The sequence below is a fragment of the Pedobacter ginsengiterrae genome, from assembly GCF_039537385.1.
Lineage (GTDB): Bacteria > Bacteroidota > Bacteroidia > Sphingobacteriales > Sphingobacteriaceae > Pedobacter > Pedobacter ginsengiterrae.
The window spans coordinates 87,495-105,571 of the sequence record NZ_BAABAK010000020.1 but is presented as its reverse complement, the minus strand read 5'-3'; the positions used below and the strand labels follow the sequence as shown (position 1 = coordinate 105,571).

Sequence of the window (18,077 nt, the reverse complement as noted above, 5' to 3'; positions counted from 1 at the left end):
TTGCAAATCTTCTTCTGTTAGCCAAACTCCCTATTGTTAAGATTTATGAAAACCAGGTGCAGAAAAATTTCGCATAGAGTTGCTATTTTTTCAACCTTATTACTACTTGCTTTACAAGCCCATGCCCAATTAACTATTGGAGCTGTGGATGCTGGACCTTATACACCAGGTAGTACCATTGCTGCGCCTTTTACAATCGGAAATGCTTCTTGTATAGCAACAACAAATACTTTTCAGCTTTATCTTTCAGATGCGACTGGCAATTTTGCTGCAGAGCGATTAATTGGCACTTACACGGGCTTCTACAGTACTTACGTTAATGGAATAATTCCAAACACAACACCTGCAGGCACAGGCTATAAGGTTAGGGTAAAATCTACAGCGCCTGCTGCTGTAAGTACAGAATCGACCACCTTTGAAATAAAAGCTGGAACAGCGGTAACTGCAGGCATTACTTCTACACTACTTAATACAACAAATCGAGAAACGTTTGGAACCTGCACCAGCAGGCCGAACTACGACTTGGCCTTATCTAATACCTCTACTACAACAGCAACGGTTTCGGCCAGTATCAAAAACGAAATAACGAGAGCCAACACCGTTTTGGATTTAACAACGCCTAAAACCTTTACTGCACAGTTAGCGCATTATACAATACTTACAAAGGCAACTATGCCTGATGGAACTGTAGGTACAAAGGCTTATTTAATCATAAATAACCAGGTAATTACTGCATTTGCAACCTTAAGCAATAATGTAGTGTGTTTACCAATTGGTTCATTCGATTTTCAGGTAGATTTATCTGAAACTGGTATTTTAAATAATTTTCCAGGTGATAGATATGTAATAAACTGGGGCGATGGCACTTCTACAACTTACACTTTCTGCGATATACAAAAGGCGGGAGGCAAAGTAAGTCACGATTATACCAGGTCTTCATGCGGGCGAACCTCATCAACCAGTAGTGGAACCATTTCTAATGCCTTCGATGTTACCATTAGAGTTGCCAACGATTTTTGTGGTAATTTGGGCACACCGATATCATCGTATGCAAAGGTTGTTGTTAAGCCAGTAAATTCCTTTACTTTTCCAAATCCAGCCTGTACCAATTCAAATATAACTTTTACCAATACCTCGCTTTTAGGTGAGAATCCAAATACAACTTCACCAGGCTGCACACCTAATAATGTAACTTATAATTGGTTTGTAGATGGCGTACTTGTTGAAGCCAACAAACCTCGTTCGTTTAATTTTGTAACGAAATTTCTAACACATGGAAAACACATTATCCGCTTAACTTCGGTTAGTTCAGGAGCCTGCGATGCTGATCCTGTAGAGCAAGAGGTTTGCATACAGGATCCACCGAAGCCTATTTTTACTTTACCATCAACTACGGTTTGTGCGCCAAATACTTTAGCACCTTCAAATATTTCAGAAATTGATAATATCTGCGCCACACCGACTACTTATTTATGGACGGTAACCCCTTCAGTTTCATTTACTGGAGGAACAAATGCCGCAAGTAAAGATCCCGTTTTCAATTTTACTACAGCTGGTACTTACACCATAACACTTAGCGTTTCCACGGGCACATGTGGTCCAGTGGTATCAGCACCACAAACAGTAATTGTTTTAGGTGCTGATGCAGGCCCAGACCAAAGTATTTGCAGCGGAACTGAAGTTACCTTAAGCGGAAATAATACTGGAGTTCCAGGTATATGGACACTGGTTTCGGGACAAGCTGACGTTTCTTTTGCCGATGCATCTGCATATAACACAAAGGCCACAGGCTTGCTTTCTGGTCAGGTTTATGTATTTAGATGGACATTGATAGGGGGAGCCTGTCCTGGCAGTTGGGATGAAGTTACAGTTACATATCCACCTGCTATAATCAATACAATTTCATCGACAACAACAATAGTATGTGCTGGCCAAACCATTACAATTACTGGAGATACCCCAACAGGAGGAAACGGCATCTATACCTATCAATGGCAAAGTAGTAGTGATGAATTAACATGGACAAATTTGACTGGTAGAACAGCAAAAGATTTAAGTGTAGCTGTTACAGCCACAATGTATTTCAGGCGAGTGGTTACCAGTAACGGGTGTAGTGCTATAAGTAACGAAATTCGGATCACATCTTTACCCGCGATAACAAATAACACAATTTCTGCAGATCAATCAATTTGTAACGGTGCTACTGTAGCACCAATAATAGGAACACCCCCAATTGGTGCTGATGGAACTTTCGTTTATCAATGGCAATCGAGCCTTAATGGTACAACATGGGCCAATATCAATGGAGAAACAAGCATAAATTATTCACCACCACAACCTACAGCAACGGTAGATTATCGTCGTCTGGTTTCGAGCGGAGCTTGTTCTGGTGGTTCTCAAAACATAAGCAATACAGTTACCATAACTGTTAACCAGCCAGCAAAAGCTGAAATTAACTTTTTAAGTGATAAAAGTTGTGCTCCTTTTGCACTTACACCCGCGAATATTACGGCAGGACTCTACCCAGGCCGAAATAGCACATTTACCTGGTATGCCGATAATATACAAATCGGTGCAACGGCAAATTTTCCTGGTTATACTATTCTAACAGGTAATACAAATGTGATTATTAAGCTGGTTGTTAGTAGCGGAGCTGGTTGTGGAACAGACGAAATAAGCCATACCTTTTCTACATATGAAAGTGTAACGCCCAACTTCACCCAAGATAAAAACGTAGGTTGCGGACCTTTACCTGTAAATGTTGTAAATACATCAAGCTCATTAACAGCAGCAACATTTAAGTGGGATTTCGGAAATGGGACGACTTCAAATTTAGCAACCCCACCAACAGTTACCTACCAACCTGATCCATCGGGGAAAGATGTAACATATACCATAAAACTAGATGTATCTACAGCTTGCGGTACACTCAGTAAAACCTCAACAGTATTGGTAAAAGCAGCGCCAATATCTGCCTTTTCACCAAATAAAACATCAGGCTGTTCGCCATTTACAGCTACCTTTAGTAATACTTCTCCAGGTAACTATACTAGTTTTACATACGATTTTGGTGATGGAACACCTCTTGTTACAACCACTGATAAAAATAGCGTCACACATACTTACACAACAATAGCCGTTAAAGATTACGTTGTTAAAATGACTGCCAGAAATGATTGTGGTGAAAATGAATCGCAGTATTCTATAAGAGTTTCCCCGAACGATATCATTCCAGAGCTTGTAGTAAATGGTTCAGAACTTAAAGGCTGCGCACCATTACTAGTTAATTTTTATAACAACACAAAAGGAGCAAGTCGGTTTTATTATGATTTTGGCGATGGTAGTTCTGCCATAACAAATTCTGCCCCTGAAATGATCGCGCATACTTTTGCAAAACCAGGGCAATATTTAGTTACGCTTTATGCAGAAAACGATTGCTCGAGTACATATACAACCGAAACCATTGTTGTTTTAGAACAACCAATTGTAGGGTTTACATCTGATAAAACCGTTGGATGTAATGGCTCGATAATTAAATTTAAAAACAACAGCAAAAATGCGGTGAGTTACCTGTGGGATTTTGGAGACGGGACAACTTCGAATGAGTTTGAACCACAACATACATTTACAGGAAGTGTTACAAACTATACCGTATCATTAACAGCAAAAAACATTCAGGGTTGTACTAATACCTCGGTAATTCCAAATTATATAAATTTAGTAGCGCCACCGCAATCTATTTTTACAGTGCTTCCAGGCAATACGCTATCCATTCCAAATTTTGCATTTAATTTTAAAGATGCGAGTTCGAATGGTGCAATTAGTTGGGAATGGGATTTTGGCGATGGTTCTAAATCTACACAACAAAACCCTAACCACACTTATAACAACATTGGCGAATACAGTGTAACGCTAAAGGTATTAAACAAAGAAGGTTGTAGTGCAGTATCATCTCAAATTGTAAGAATTTTAGGTGTTCCTGGTTATTTAAACCTTCCAAATTCATTTATGCCAGCAAGCGCTAAAAATGAGCTCCGCACTTTTAAAGCTAAAGGAACAGGAATTGAGAGTTGGAAAATGACAGTTTTTAACAAATGGGGGCAGGCCTTATGGGAAACCACCAAACTAGATGATGGTGCTCCTCTAGAGGGTTGGGATGGAACATTTAAAGGGCAAGAACAGCCTCAGGGTGTTTACATCTGGAAAATCGAAGTGAAATTTATTAATGGAAGTGAATGGAAAGGGATGACTTATGATGCATCTGCGCCAAGAAAAACTGGAAACATATATTTAATAAGATAATGAGGAGCGGGATTAAATTTGTTTTATTATTGCTGATTTTGCCCACAATAACTATGGCACAGGATCATATTTATTCGCAGTTCTACAATGCTCCAATTTATCTTAATCCGGCTTTAACAGGACAGTTTGAAGGTGACATCCGTGTAAATGCCTTATATAGAAATCAATGGACAGGCCTTTCGGGCGATTTTTCTTACCTAAGTGCCTCTGCCGATTTAAACTTGCAGAAACTAAATAGTGGCGTTGGCTTAATTTTTAACAGGAGTAGCGAAGGCACAGCTTATCTGCAAAAAAACAATATTGCTTTAAGTTATTCATACATTATTGGTGGAGATGATTTTACGCTTTCCTTTGGTTTGCAAGGCGGAATAACCAATCAAAAATTAAATTGGGATAAACTCGTTTTTGGCGATCAGATCGACATTGTTAATGGAGTAATTCCTGGGGGTATTTCTGGAGCTGAAAGACCAAACGTAGATAGTCGCTTTTATTTTGACGCCGCTGCTGGTGGAAACGTTGTATATAAAAACTTTATGCTTGGGCTCGGGCTGCATCATCTTAATCGCCCAGATGAATCTTTAGCAGGCTACCAAACTAAGCTCCCAATGCGCATTTCGGGAAATATGAGTTATAAATTAGCACTTATTCCCGATCAATACGATAGAGATGGAACCTATTTAATACCTTCAATTGTTGCTTACAAACAACAAAATGTAATGTCTTTTAGCTTTGGAACGCAGTTTAAATATGCAGGTATCAATGCAGGTATTTGGTATCGAAACGATGGTGGCAGCCAGGGAAATGATGCCATTGTTTTTTCGGTGATATTCGATATTTTCAACAGAAGAACTAATGGAGAAAAGTTCAGAGTCGGCATTAGCCACGATGCTACAACATCAAAATTAAATTACACCAATACAAGCGGCACATCAGAAATTGGATTGGGTTATGAAAAGTATTGGCCGAACAGTACAAATTACGGTCGTGCAAATGGCCTAAGATGTTACGATTTTTACTAATTTGCCTTTATTAAGGTAAGATAATGAACGAAATTATAGAAAACCAACATTTTATAACACAAAGTGAGATCAATAAATTTTTACTTGCAACATTACTTTGTGGTTTAATCGGTGCCGAACGAGAATACAGAAGTAAATCGGCAGGGTTAAAAACCATGATGATGATTGGTTTAGGCTCTACATTGTTTACCATTCTATCTATTAAAATAGGCGTAACAAGCCACGATAGAATCGCTTCAAACATTGTTACTGGAATAGGCTTTCTCGGTGCGGGGGTAATCTTTAAAGAAGAAAATCGTGTTAAAGGTTTAACAACAGCCTGCATCATTTGGATTGTTGCTGCAATTGGAATGGCAGTTGGTTCTGGATATTACGAACAAGCTATTGGAGTTACCGGAGTTGTACTTTTAGCTTTGATTATTTTTCCATTTCTTGAAGAAATCGGCGATCAGCGTTTTACCAAAAGGGTTTATCGGATTGTTAAAAAGCAACACGAAAATAGAGATTTAGACAGTTATGAAGAGATTTTCAAAGAAAACAAACTTAAACCGCAACGTGGCAAACACCAAGTAGTAGATAATATAATTACTGGAAACTGGGTTGCTACCGGAACACCTAAAAACCATAAAAAATTTGTAGAGCGAATGTTAAAGGACAATGAAATTATAGAGTTTGATTTTTAGCATGACCAAGTTATCTCTATTGATTTAAAAATCATCTCCCTTAACGATCATCTAAAATTAAAAAGCAAAATTAAAGCTCTGAGTATATTTAACTCTAACTGGAATGCCTCTTTGTTTCCCTGGTTCCCATCTCGACGAGTACCGCAATACTCTTTTCGCCTCTTCATCTAATGATGATTCTACAGATCTTTCGATAACAATATCTACAATGTTACCAGTTTTATCTACAACAAAACTTGTTTTAACTGTTCCTCTTATACCGTTACGAAGTGCGTCAGCAGGATATTTTGTGGTTGAAGCGATAAAATTATTCCATGCTTTTTGCCCACCCTTATATTCAGGCGGCTGCATACTCGCAATATATGGATAGGTTTTTCCATCCTTAACACTTTCGCCAGAAACTAGCTTGTTAACCTCATAGTTTTCTTTAAATGTATAACCAATTTGGGTATCATAACCAGTCCATATACCCGTTTTCATCCCGTCAAGGTAATCTCCCTCCTCAACAACTTCAAATTCTTTATATTTATTTATTTCCTTTAAATGCCCTTTCCCATTTTCAATATTAATAGTTCCAGATGAATCCGAATCAAATATTATTTTTGAATTAGTTTTAAATAAAAAGCTTGTTAAAGAAGAATTTAGCCCAATCATTTGGTTTGCCGAAGAGTTAGTTGGGATATACTCCGTTTTCCTTTTAATCTTTCCATTAGGATAAAAATAAGTAGCTAAGCCAAATGGTGCACCATTCTTATAATTAACCGTTTCAGTTCTCTTTCCTAAAGAGTCGAAACCCATCACCACTCCATCATAAATTAATGTCGGCTCAAAAGAAATTAAATGACCTAAAGTTTTTCTTTTGCTGTTATTATAAAACTCGTATAGCTTAAAACGTGTATCTCCCGAATCAGGTTCTTCAATTATTCTAATAATATCTGCTTGCTCCTTGATTAATACCCGATCGCCATTATTTTTAAGAAAGTAAACATTTTGAGCCTTTTGAGCATGAACACTTAAGGTAATAAGAAAACTAAATAACAAGATGAGGCGTAATTGCATAAATCAAATCTAATAAGAATTAAACAAAATTGGATTGCAGTATTATAAATATTTGCTTCCACTTCATCGTAATTTATGATAAAACTATTATAGCTTTGTGTAACGGACTGATCCCTAAATTGGTAGTCTGTAACTAACTAAATTCATGATAAAAGAACAAATTTCTGTCTTCGATATTTTTAAAATCGGCATTGGTCCATCAAGCTCACATACACTTGGGCCTTGGCGGGCTGCGCAGCAGTTTACTGCATCGCTAAAAGAGCATAATTTTTTAGAAGATGTAGAAATGGTTAAAATATTGCTTTATGGCTCGCTTGCTAAAACAGGTAAAGGCCACGGAACTGATGTTGCTATTTTATTAGGTTTAACTGGTGCAGATCCTGTAACTTTTGATGTAGATGCAGTAACGCCTACATTTGAGCGGATTCAAAACGACAAAAAACTAAACCTTGCAGGTAACTTAATCATCGATTTCGACTACCACAATGATTTGCTTTTTTTATTTGCCGAAAGCCTTCCTTTCCATCCAAATGCAGTTACGTTTCAAGCTTTTTTAAATAACGGTAAAGCCTTTTCCGAAACCTATTACTCAATTGGTGGCGGCTTTGTTGTAAAAGAAGGAGAAGATAATACCCAAAAAGTACAGGTTGATTTGCCATTTCCAGTCGAAAAAGCGAAGGATCTTTTACATTGGTGTTTATCAACAGGTTTAAAAGTAAGTGAAATTGTAATGGAAAACGAGCTTGCATGGCGTCCAGAATCGGTTACAAAAGCTGGCATTCTACAGCATTTTGCGGTAATGAGAGATTGTATTTTTCGCGGTTGTCATACTACAGGTTTTCTGCCAGGCGGACTGGATGTTGCAAGAAGAGCATTTCCTTTAAATAAACGCTTAATTGGAAAAAGCGAATACACCGATTATAATTCGTGGGTAGAAGCCATAAAAAAAGGCGGCAATGGCTTTAATTATACTTTAGATTGGGTAAGTTGTTTTGCACTCGCCGTTAACGAAGAAAATGCTTCGTTTGGGCGTGTGGTTACTGCGCCAACAAACGGAGCAGCAGGCGTAATTCCTGCAGTTTTGCAATATTTTATAACTTTTTGCGATGGTTATACGGAAGAAAAAATTATTCAGTTTATTACCTGCGCATCAGAAATTGGCAGTATTTTCAAAAAAGGCGCAACTATTTCTGCCGCAATGGGAGGCTGCCAGGCAGAAATTGGCGTATCATCGGCAATGGCGGCTGCTGCACTAACCGAGTGTTTAGGCGGTTCCCAGCGTCAGGTTTTGATGGCCGCAGAAATTGCCATGGAACATCATTTAGGCTTAACCTGCGATCCAATTGGCGGGCTGGTTCAAATTCCTTGTATTGAAAGAAATACGATGGGTGCCATTAAAGCCATTACAGCAAGTCAGCTTGCGTTGCAAAGTAACCCTGATAAGGCTAAAGTAAGTTTAGATGCCGTTGTTAACACCATGTGGGAAACGGCCCTGGATATGAATGCAAAATATAAAGAAACCTCTGATGGTGGTTTAGCGACCAATATCCCTATTAGTTTGCCTGAGTGTTAAGAAGAATTTGATTTGAAGCGCAAGTTTCGCCGCTTTTAGGCAACCTTGTTCCCGCCACTGCTACAATCTTTTGGTTAAGGGTTGTAATCATTGAATGTAAATGCTACCAAAAGTATTTCCGCTTATGTCGGGGCTATGCATTAAAAACAGTGGTACTTGGGTTGGGTTTCCGTGCAGATGCCTTTGTAAATAAACCTGATATAAATGGAAAGCCCGCAGCGTAGCGAGGACTTGAAATGTTAGCAGGGCTGCAGACCGTCAAGGTACAAAAAAACGTCCATTTTTGAAGTTAATTAGATTCGTTTTTTTATTAAAATAAGCCTGAATAAGTTAAAACCAGCCACCATAAGCCAGTTGTAATAAAGGATAATAAAATCCCTAAACCAACGACCAGGTTTGAAACTTTTGGATTCAGATTATATTGATCGGCAACCACACCAGCGGTTAATAGTGTTGGCATTGCCATTTCAAATATGGTTATTTTGGCAATCATTCCATTCAAACCCAAAAGCACAGCAATTGTTAAAACCGCAGCTGGCGCTAAAATAAGTTTGTAAAGTAGGGCAAAACTAATGTGTTTTAACTCGCTATACCAGCCGCCAAATTTTAATTGCAAGCCAATGGAGAACAAAGCTAATGGCCCAACTGTTCCAGCTAGTTTATCAAATAAAATATCTAAAGCAGAAACATTTATGTAATGCGGAATAATTAAAGCTAAAATGCAGCCAATAAGCGGCGGAAAGGTTAATACTTTTTTCAAAACCAGTTTAGCGCTTAATGTTTGTTGTTGCGAGGATCGAATGGCTACAATTATACCAATTGTTGATAAAAGCGTAAAGGTTATTTGATCGCAAATTATGGCGATTGCCAGTTCTTTTTCACTGAAATAAGCGATAATTAATGGAAAACCAATAAATGATGTATTACTTAATGAGCTTACTAATTTTAACCCACCAGATGTAGCCTTACCTACTTTAGTAAATTTGGCATAAAAGGTTATAAACAGCCAACCCAAAATCCAAATACAAATTGGCGCCAAAGCAGGGAAAAGTAAATCCTTTGTCCAGGTAATATGCGGCAAATATTTAAACGAAACAGCAGGTAAAGCGATGTATATAATCCAGGCGTTAATTCCTTTATGTGCATCTTTTGGTAAGGTTTTACTTTTTCTAAAAAGAATTCCAGCCAGAATACATAAACCGATAAGAATGAAATTTGCCATTGATTGGCACAAAGATAAACGAAAAACGCCAATAAGAATTAATCCTATTGGCGTTCAAAAAAAATAAATTTATATTTTATTTTAAATGAGCTCTTAAAAACCAGGCCATTTCTTCATGAGTTTCCATTAAGCCAGTAATAAAATCGCTGGTGCCAGCATCGCCATAATCGTTAGCAATTGGATTAATGTTTCCTCTAATGTATTCGATAATTGTTTCGTGGTCGGCTAATAAATCTTTAATGTAACCTAAGCTGTCGTTATGTCTTTCGCTGTATTCGGTTAAATGAGTTAAAGCCAAAAAGTTTTTTAAGGTAGCTGGCGCATAATGACCGATTTTACGAATACGTTCTGCAACGCTATCGATAAATTCATCTAACTGATTGTACTGATCTTCGAAAAACTTATGTTTTGCTAAGAAATCAGCGCCCTCCACATTCCAATGAGCGTTACGGGTTTTAGTGTACAAAACATATTCATCGGCTAGCAATTTAGCTAATTGCTCTGAAACAGCTTGCCTGTTTTCGGTGGTTATTCCAATTTTTGCATCCATTTTATTGTTCTTTAATTAAGCTAATTTACTCTTAATAGTTTTAAAAAACAGCTGCTAAATATCATGATATTGTTAAATAAACTAACTGGTTGGTTTCGGTTTTTTCTTATGCCAAACCTTTTTCTTTCCGTTGTTTTGATGAGGTCTTTTCTCTTCTACATGCGTAATTTCCATTGTTGCAATAGATTCTGGTAATTGCATGCGTTGAACTTGGTTTTCAATAAGCTTTTCTATATTATCAAACTTACGTTTGTCTCGGCCGTTAACAAGCGTTATTGCCGTTCCTTTCGTTGCCGCCCTGGCTGTACGCCCAATTCGGTGTACATAATCGGCTGGGTCGCCTGGAACATCGTAATTTATAACCAAGTCAATTCCTTCTACATCTATTCCACGAGATAAAACATCAGTTCCGATTAAAATTGGCAACCTTCTGTTTTTAAACGCAAGTAAAATATCTTCACGCTCTTTCTGACCTAAATCCGAATGGAAAGCTTCGGCCTTAATACCTAAACTTTTAAAGGTTTTGTAAAGTGCTTTAACCTTTTCTTTTGTTGATGCGAAAATAATGCTGCTCTTATATTGGCCGCTTTTAAATATTTCAGTTAGTAAAGCCTGTTTCTGCTGATCGTGAATATTGTAAGCTTGCTGATCGATTCCGTCGGCAGGTTTAGCAATTGATATGGTAATTTGCTGAGGTTCGTGCAAAATCTTAGCTGCCATTGCTCTGATTTTTGGCGCCATGGTCGCCGAAAATAAAAGTGTTTGTCTTTTCTTTGGCAGATAACTTATGATGCGGATAATATCATCATAAAACCCCATGTCTAACATTCTATCGGCCTCATCTAAAATTAAATGCTGTAAATGTTCTAATTTTAAAACTCCAGAAGATAAATGCGCCATTAAGCGTCCAGGCGTTGCAATAATAATATCTACACCTTCACGCATCGAACGTTTTTGTTGTTCGTATGCAATGCCATCGCCACCACCGTAAACTGCAAGTGAGCTGATGTTTGTAAAATAAGCCAAAGCTTCAACCTGTAAGTCAATTTGCTGTGCAAGCTCTCTCGTAGGCGCTAAGATTAACGTGTTATTATGCCTGTCTGTTGCACGACTAATTTTATCCATCACTGGCAAAAGATAGCTAGCTGTTTTTCCTGTGCCTGTTTGAGCACAAGCAATAAGGTCGTGGTTATCTAAAATTACAGGAATGGCTTGTTCTTGTATAGGAGTAGCGCTTTTATACCCCATGGCCATTAAGCCTTCGTGTAAGTTGGGGTTAAAATTAAAGTCGTTAAAATTCAATCTGTTGTATTTATGTCTTTTAGCAAAAGTACCTCAAATTAAGCCGAATAGCAAACGGCATTTAATATGAAATTCTATTGAGGATTTTGGAAATCAAATATTTTGTGTTTTCGTAGAATGTAAGTTTAAGAAACTAAAACCCTAAAACAATTAAAGTCCTGAATTACATCAGGACTTTAATTTTATTTAACTTCTTCGTAATCTACGAAATCTCCGAGTTTATCCGTTTTTCCCTGGTCGGGTTTTGGCGGCATATAGTCGATAGAAATAGATCCTTCGGGTTTTCTTTTAGGTTGTTGTGGTTGCCCACTGGCTTGCTGTTGCATTTTGCTTGCAAGGTTATTAAACAACATTGGTAATATCAATCGAATTAACATTCTGATAATCCAAAGCACCAATATTGCGATAAAAATGAACTTAACTAATCCCATTCTAAATTTTTACTGTTATACAAATATAGACGTAGCGTTAATTATTTTGTTACTTTTTGCTGGTTTAATTGCATTTTGATTACAAATTAATCTTCTACAATCTCGCAAACTCTTCCAACTTGCCCATCATCAAGTCTAACTTTAATGCCTCTGGAGTGAAATAAAGATGAAGTTAATAAATCTTTAACAATTCCGTAAGTAACATTTCCGCTTCTTTGGTCTTTCTTTAAGATAATGCCCACCTCTAAACCTGGGTAAATATCTTTTCTGTTTTGTCCTTGCATTATTATATTATAGAATAATTTTTAATTAGCCTATTGCTGAAATAGAATATCTTGTATCTTACAAAGATAAAAATTAACTCATCTATGCCTAAAAACAAAATTATTGCTCTTATCCTCTCTATATTATTTATTTATGAAGTAAGCATGTATAGCTGGAGTATGTTTGAATACTACCGTTCTATCAAAAATTACGGTCTTTCAAATATGTCTTTTTCCTTTTCGTTCTATTTTACTCCGCTACTTTATATTTTTAACTTCATTTCGATATTACAATACATCACAAGTAAATTCAAGAGATCAATATTATTAAGAATTACATTACTCTACGGCATCTACTCCTCTTTTATTTTCTTTCCTGTATGGACAGCAGATAGATTTTTTTTTACAGATTATCTTAGGCCAAAAGTAAACGATGCTATCTTCTTCGTAAATTATGGAATGAGCTTAATAACAACAGTTTACAATATATATGTGTTAAGATATTTAATTTCTTCAACCAGACCTGAGCTAATTCCATTGGGTGATGGAAATATGACTTTTAATGAAGTAAGTAAGTGGCAAAGATTTTTTCATCGCATATTTGATCTAACGATAATCGCAATTACAATCTATCCTTCTTTTGATTATATTACCCGTTTCCTGACGAAAATTGTTGAAAGTTCACCTGCCATGAGATTAACATTTGGGTTGCTATTAGATTTAGATAAATCTCATTATATTCTTACTTACTCCTTCATAAGCTTTTATTATTTAATTTCTGAAGGAATATTTAATACCACAATTGGAAAAACAATCTTGAATAACGTCATCGTGAATAATATTGCTGAAAAACCTAGTTTCGGGAAAAGAATTGGACGTACATTTTCTCGACTAATACCATTTGAGGCATTTTCATTTATCTTTCTTTATAGAGGCTGGCACGATAGTATAACAGAAACTTATATAGTGAAATCAGAAAAAGATTATAGAAACGAGGTTGATTAGTTATTTTCCAAATTTCTCTGCAAACATTTTTTCAAGAGCAAACATCTCATCACGAAGCTTGGCGGCTTGTAAAAAATCCATGTCTTTGGCCGCCTTTTGCATATCTTTTCTTGTATTATCAATGGCTTTTTGCAGTTCTGCCTTACCCATATACTGCACAATCGGATCGGCTGCAATACTGATTTCGGCATCTTCGATATAAGCTCTGGCTTTATTATCACTCGCTTTTTGAGAGAAGTCTAACACAGAAGTTTGCTCTAAAATGGCTTCACGCGATTTACCTACCGTCATTGGTATTATGCCATGTTCTAAATTGTATGCAATTTGAATATCTCTACGTCTATTGGTTTCAGAAATGGTTTTCTCCATGCTGTCGGTAATCTTATCGGCATACATAACTACACGCCCTTTATCATTTCTTGCTGCACGACCAATGGTTTGGATTAACGACTTCTCTGATCGCAGGAAACCTTCTTTATCGGCATCTAAAATAGCAACTAAAGTTACTTCTGGTAAATCCAATCCTTCACGCAATAAGTTAATCCCAACTAATACATCGAATTCACCAAGCCTTAAGCCACGCAAAATTTCTACACGTTCCAAAGTTTTAATTTCCGAATGTATATAACGGGTTTTAATATTTAACCTATCGAGGTATTTTGTTAACTCTTCAGCCATTCTTTTGGTTAAAGTTGTAACCAAAATACGACCGCCTTGCTTTATTGTAATGTCTATTTCATCAAGCAAATCATCAACCTGGTTTATCGCAGGCCTAATTTCGATTACAGGATCTAATAATCCTGTTGGGCGAATAACCTGTTCTACCACTACACCATCAGATTTTTCTAATTCATAATCGGCCGGCGTTGCGCTAACATATATGGTTTGCGGTGCCAATGCTTCAAACTCAGTAAAATTCAGCGGTCGGTTATCTAAGGCAGCTGGCAATCTGAAACCATATTCTACCAATGATAATTTACGCGATCTATCGCCACCGTACATGGCTCTAATTTGCGGAACGGTAACATGACTTTCATCAATTACCATTAAATAATCTTCAGGAAAATAATCCAGCAAACAGAAGGGACGCATGCCTGGTTGTCTGCCATCAAAAAAACGCGAATAATTTTCGATACCCGAGCAGTAACCTAATTCTTTCATCATTTCGATATCGAAATTGGTTCGCTCTTCTAGTCGTTTTGCTTCTAATAAATGCCTGTCGGCGATAAGTTGGTTTTTGCGGATTTCCAGTTCTTCCTGAATACCCCAAATAGACTGATTGAATCTATCTTTAGGCGTAACGAAAAGATTAGCTGGATAAATGGCCATGTCTTCAAGTTTTTCAAGAGTTTTACCAGAAACTGGATCGATAGCAGAAAGTTCTTCAATATCATCGCCAAAGAACGAAACCCGATAAGCATGATCTAAATATGCAGGGTAAATATCTACAGTGTCGCCTTTAACTCTAAAAGTTCCACGTTTAAACTCGGTTGTTGTTCGGGCATACATAATCTCTACAAGACTATGTAGAAACGAATTTCTCGATATTCTTAATCCAACACCAAAGCGAAAAACCATTCTCGAAAAATCTTCTGGATTTCCCATACCATAAATACAGGAGATAGATGATACCACAATAACATCACGTCTTCCACTCATTAAAGCAGAAGTTGTACGCAAACGAAGTTTTTCTATCTCTTCGTTAATGCTTAAATCTTTTTCTATGTAAGTATTGCTCGAAGCGATAAAAGCCTCAGGCTGATAATAATCATAATAAGAAACAAAATAATTAACCGAATTTTCGGGGAAGAAATTTTTAAACTCCCCATACAACTGTGCGGCCAAAGTTTTATTATGACTTAAAATAAGTGTCGGTTTTTGAGTTTGCTCGATAACATTTGCTACGGTAAATGTTTTTCCAGAGCCTGTTACACCTAACAAAGTCTGGTAATTTTCATTTGCATTTACACCATCTACTAGTTGTTTAATGGCGCCAGGTTGATCACCCGTTGGTTTATATGCTGAAGTGATTTTGAATTTCATAGACTGTATCAAATATACGATTTAAGGCTCAAAGACTAAACAGCCAAAAGTCAGGAAATGTTATAAATAATCGAACCTACAGAATAATTTCCGTCGGTGAGACGCCGCTTAATAAATCTATACTGACAAGTTAAAGCAACAATCTCGAGATGAATATATGGAGCGATAAGGCATTAACAGAAAGCATTAAAAAACCTCACTGAATTAAATTCAATGAGGTTTTTTTTTAATGCTAGATGCAATTTCACTATTTACCCGCAGCTTTTTGCATAGGGTTCATACCCACCGATTGACCACGAACTGAAGATGCTGCTTTCGCTTTGAAAACCTTGAATTTGCTTTCTTTGGCATTGCCACCCCAGGTATTATTGCTTGTGTCAATATCTGCGGTTTCTCTAAGTGGATCAATTAGAATAGAAGCAACTTCTTTATCCTTTACATAGAATTTAGATGTTTTCAATTCATTGTGTCTCCAGATTTGAGCAGGAATTCGATCAATTTCCTTGGTTCCGTCCTTGTAGGTAAACTCTACAATTATTGGCATTACTAAACCACCTTTATTGCTAAAATCTAATTCGTAGAAGAACTTATTTTCGTATTTCTGTTGTTCGTTTGTAGGCACAGCTTCAAAAGGCATTGTACCTTGTGTTTTAACTGCGGTTGTGGTATCAACAGAAACTAAACCTCTATCATATTTATAATAAAAATCTTGGGCCGCTGGGTGTTTATCAACATAAAAGCTTAATTTCTTATCCTCACGATTTCTTATTTTTGAAATATCCTGAAATGCGTTTACTGCAGGTCTATCAACTTTAACCATTCTTGCCCTCGCTTCTGGAATTGTTGTCGGGAAATCGGCTTTTGCGAATTTCACGGTATCTAAAGCAATATCACAAGGCTCTGTTCCGTAGAACCAACCTCTCCAAAACCAATCTAAATCCTCGCCACTTGCATCTTCCATTGTACGAAATAAATCGGCTGGTTGAGGATGTTTAAAAGCCCATCTTCTAGAATATTCTTTAAAAGCATAATCAAAAAGCGTTCTGCCCATAATGGTTTCGCGAAGAATATTTAAACCTGTTGCGGGTTTAGAATATGCGTTTGGTCCGAAACGTGTAATGTTTTCAGAATTGGTCATTATTGGCTCCAACTCATCTTTTGGCAATTTCATGTAGTCGACAATGGTGTAAGCAGGACCTTTTTTACTTGGGAAAGTATTGTCCCAAAGTTCTTCGGTTAAATATTCAACGAAAGAGTTTAAACCTTCGTCCATCCAGGTCCACTGGCGCTCATCACTATTTACAATCATTGGAAAAAAGTTGTGCCCAACTTCGTGAATGATTACACCAAGCATCCCATTTTTAGTGTTTTCGCTATAGGTTCCATCTGCATCCGTACGACCATAATTAAAACAAATCATCGGATATTCCATTCCATTTGCAGCCTCAATACTTTGCGCTACTGGGTAAGGATAAGGAATTGTAAAATCAGAATAGGTTTTAATGGTATGCGCAACGGCACGAGTTGAGTATTTGCTGTATAAGTTGTAAGCCTCTTTTCCGTAGAAACTCATACACATTACGGTGTTGTTATTGGCGGCAATTTTTTGCGGCATTGCATCCCAGATAAATTTACGGGATGAGGTCCATGCAAAATCGCGAACATTATTGGCCTGAAAAACCCAGGTTTTAGTGTTTGTTGCTTTTTTGCCTTCAGCAGTTTTAGCTTCTGCAAGGGTTTGAATTTCTACAGGAGCTGTTGCTGTTTTAGCTGAATTATATCTACTTAATTGTGCTGGATTTAAAACTGCACTGTAGTTAATACATTCACCAGTCGAACCGATTAAGTGGTCGGAAGGAACCGTCATTTGCACTTTAAAATCTCCGAAAGTTAAAGCAAACTCGCCTCTTCCTGTAAACTGGTGATTTTGCCAGCCTTGAAAATCACTATACACACATAAACGCGGATACCATTGGGTCATGGTAAACAAATAGTTGCCATCAGCTGGGAAAAATTCATAACCACCACGACCACCAACACTCATTCTATCTGTAATTTTATAATTCCAATCGATGTTAAAAATATATTTTTGACCTGTTTTTAAAGCAACAGGCAGATCGATTCTCATCATGGTTTTATTTACCGTATAGCTCAATTTTTTGCCAGTTGCATCAGTAAGTTTAACAATGTTAATACCATCGCCGTTGTTAATGGTTGAACTTAACTTATCAATATTTTGGGTTGTACCTAACGCAGGCATTTTTGTTGCATCCTGATAGTTTGCATTTTTATCAGTGCTATGCTCGTTTTCATCAAGTTGCAACCAGATATATGTTAAAGGATCTGGTGAATTATTGGTGTATGTAATGGTCTCACTACCCGTTAATAATAGATTTTTTTCATCAAGGGTACATTTGATGTTATAATCTGCCCGTTGTTGCCAATATTTCACACCAGGCGCACCACTTGCCGTGCGCTGTTCGTTTGGGGTAGGCAAAATCGTGCCCAACTGTTCGAACTTGTTGCCATGGTTACTACCAGGATTATTCTGAATATTTTGGGCAAAAGCCAAACTACCTGAGACAAGCAGCAAGCCAGTTAAAGTAAATAGTTTATTCATAATAT

At 37.1% G+C, this 18,077-nt stretch carries 13 protein-coding genes; 5 read left to right on the top strand and 8 right to left on the bottom strand.

Annotated elements, in window-relative coordinates; translation table 11 throughout:
- Positions 1 to 45 precede the first annotated feature (45 nt).
- Genes ABD692_RS19085 through ABD692_RS19075 form a run of 3 tightly spaced genes read left to right on the top strand, consistent with a single transcriptional unit; the run spans position 46 to position 6,004 of the window.
- Positions 46 to 4,302 (top strand): PKD domain-containing protein, encoded by a 4,257-nt coding sequence (locus ABD692_RS19085; protein ID WP_344769530.1) that lies wholly within the window; start codon positions 46 to 48, stop codon positions 4,300 to 4,302.
- The gene (locus ABD692_RS19080; RefSeq protein ID WP_344769528.1) at positions 4,302 to 5,321 is read left to right on the top strand and encodes a PorP/SprF family type IX secretion system membrane protein; all 1,020 of its coding nucleotides are present in this window, start codon (positions 4,302 to 4,304) and stop codon (positions 5,319 to 5,321) included. Before ABD692_RS19085 ends, ABD692_RS19080 begins: the two co-directional genes overlap by 1 nt.
- A 23-nt stretch (positions 5,322 to 5,344) precedes the next feature.
- Complete coding sequence (locus ABD692_RS19075) at positions 5,345 to 6,004, top strand: MgtC/SapB family protein (protein ID WP_344769526.1); 660 nt, start codon at positions 5,345 to 5,347, stop codon at positions 6,002 to 6,004.
- A 57-nt stretch (positions 6,005 to 6,061) separates the two neighbouring features.
- On the opposite strand, the gene ABD692_RS19070 is transcribed toward ABD692_RS19075, so the two are convergent.
- Positions 6,062 to 7,063 carry a TonB family protein gene (locus ABD692_RS19070; RefSeq protein WP_344769524.1) on the bottom strand — a complete coding sequence of 334 codons (1,002 nt, stop codon included), beginning with the start codon at positions 7,061 to 7,063 and terminating at the stop codon, positions 6,062 to 6,064.
- Positions 7,064 to 7,208: 145 nt separating this feature from the next.
- Between ABD692_RS19070 and ABD692_RS19065 the strand changes: the two genes are divergently transcribed.
- Entirely contained in the window at positions 7,209 to 8,636 is a 1,428-nt protein-coding gene (locus tag ABD692_RS19065) for an L-serine ammonia-lyase (RefSeq protein ID WP_344769522.1), read from the top strand.
- Between the two features lie 310 nt (positions 8,637 to 8,946).
- Here the strand turns inward: ABD692_RS19065 and ABD692_RS19060 are convergent, their stop codons facing one another.
- From ABD692_RS19060 to ABD692_RS19040, 5 genes are all read right to left on the bottom strand, one after another.
- Positions 8,947 to 9,858 carry an AEC family transporter gene (locus ABD692_RS19060; protein ID WP_344769519.1) on the bottom strand — a complete coding sequence of 304 codons (912 nt, stop codon included), beginning with the start codon at positions 9,856 to 9,858 and terminating at the stop codon, positions 8,947 to 8,949.
- 76 nt (positions 9,859 to 9,934) lie between these two features.
- Positions 9,935 to 10,408: a Dps family protein gene (locus ABD692_RS19055; protein ID WP_316764229.1), complete on the bottom strand. Its 474-nt coding sequence runs from the start codon at positions 10,406 to 10,408 to the stop codon at positions 9,935 to 9,937.
- Between the two features lie 81 nt (positions 10,409 to 10,489).
- The gene (locus ABD692_RS19050) at positions 10,490 to 11,710 is read right to left on the bottom strand and encodes a DEAD/DEAH box helicase (RefSeq protein ID WP_344769517.1); all 1,221 of its coding nucleotides are present in this window, start codon (positions 11,708 to 11,710) and stop codon (positions 10,490 to 10,492) included.
- A 182-nt stretch (positions 11,711 to 11,892) separates the two neighbouring features.
- Entirely contained in the window at positions 11,893 to 12,141 is a 249-nt protein-coding gene (locus tag ABD692_RS19045; protein ID WP_316764235.1) for a DUF4834 family protein, read from the bottom strand.
- Between the two features lie 86 nt (positions 12,142 to 12,227).
- Positions 12,228 to 12,425, bottom strand: a complete 198-nt coding sequence (locus ABD692_RS19040) for a YwbE family protein (RefSeq protein WP_316764238.1) — start codon at positions 12,423 to 12,425, stop codon at positions 12,228 to 12,230.
- A gap of 204 nt (positions 12,426 to 12,629) precedes the next feature.
- Here ABD692_RS19040 and ABD692_RS19035 point away from each other — a divergent pair, with 204 nt between their 5' ends.
- The gene (locus tag ABD692_RS19035; RefSeq protein WP_316764241.1) at positions 12,630 to 13,409 is read left to right on the top strand and encodes an RDD family protein; all 780 of its coding nucleotides are present in this window, start codon (positions 12,630 to 12,632) and stop codon (positions 13,407 to 13,409) included.
- Here the strand turns inward: ABD692_RS19035 and uvrB are convergent, their stop codons facing one another.
- On the bottom strand, positions 13,410 to 15,452 hold the full coding sequence (gene uvrB, locus ABD692_RS19030; RefSeq protein WP_316764243.1) for an excinuclease ABC subunit UvrB: 2,043 nt from the start codon (positions 15,450 to 15,452) through the stop codon (positions 13,410 to 13,412).
- A 247-nt stretch (positions 15,453 to 15,699) separates the two neighbouring features.
- Positions 15,700 to 18,072 (bottom strand): M1 family metallopeptidase, encoded by a 2,373-nt coding sequence (locus tag ABD692_RS19025; RefSeq protein ID WP_344769515.1) that lies wholly within the window; start codon positions 18,070 to 18,072, stop codon positions 15,700 to 15,702.
- Positions 18,073 to 18,077: the final 5 nt, after the last annotated feature.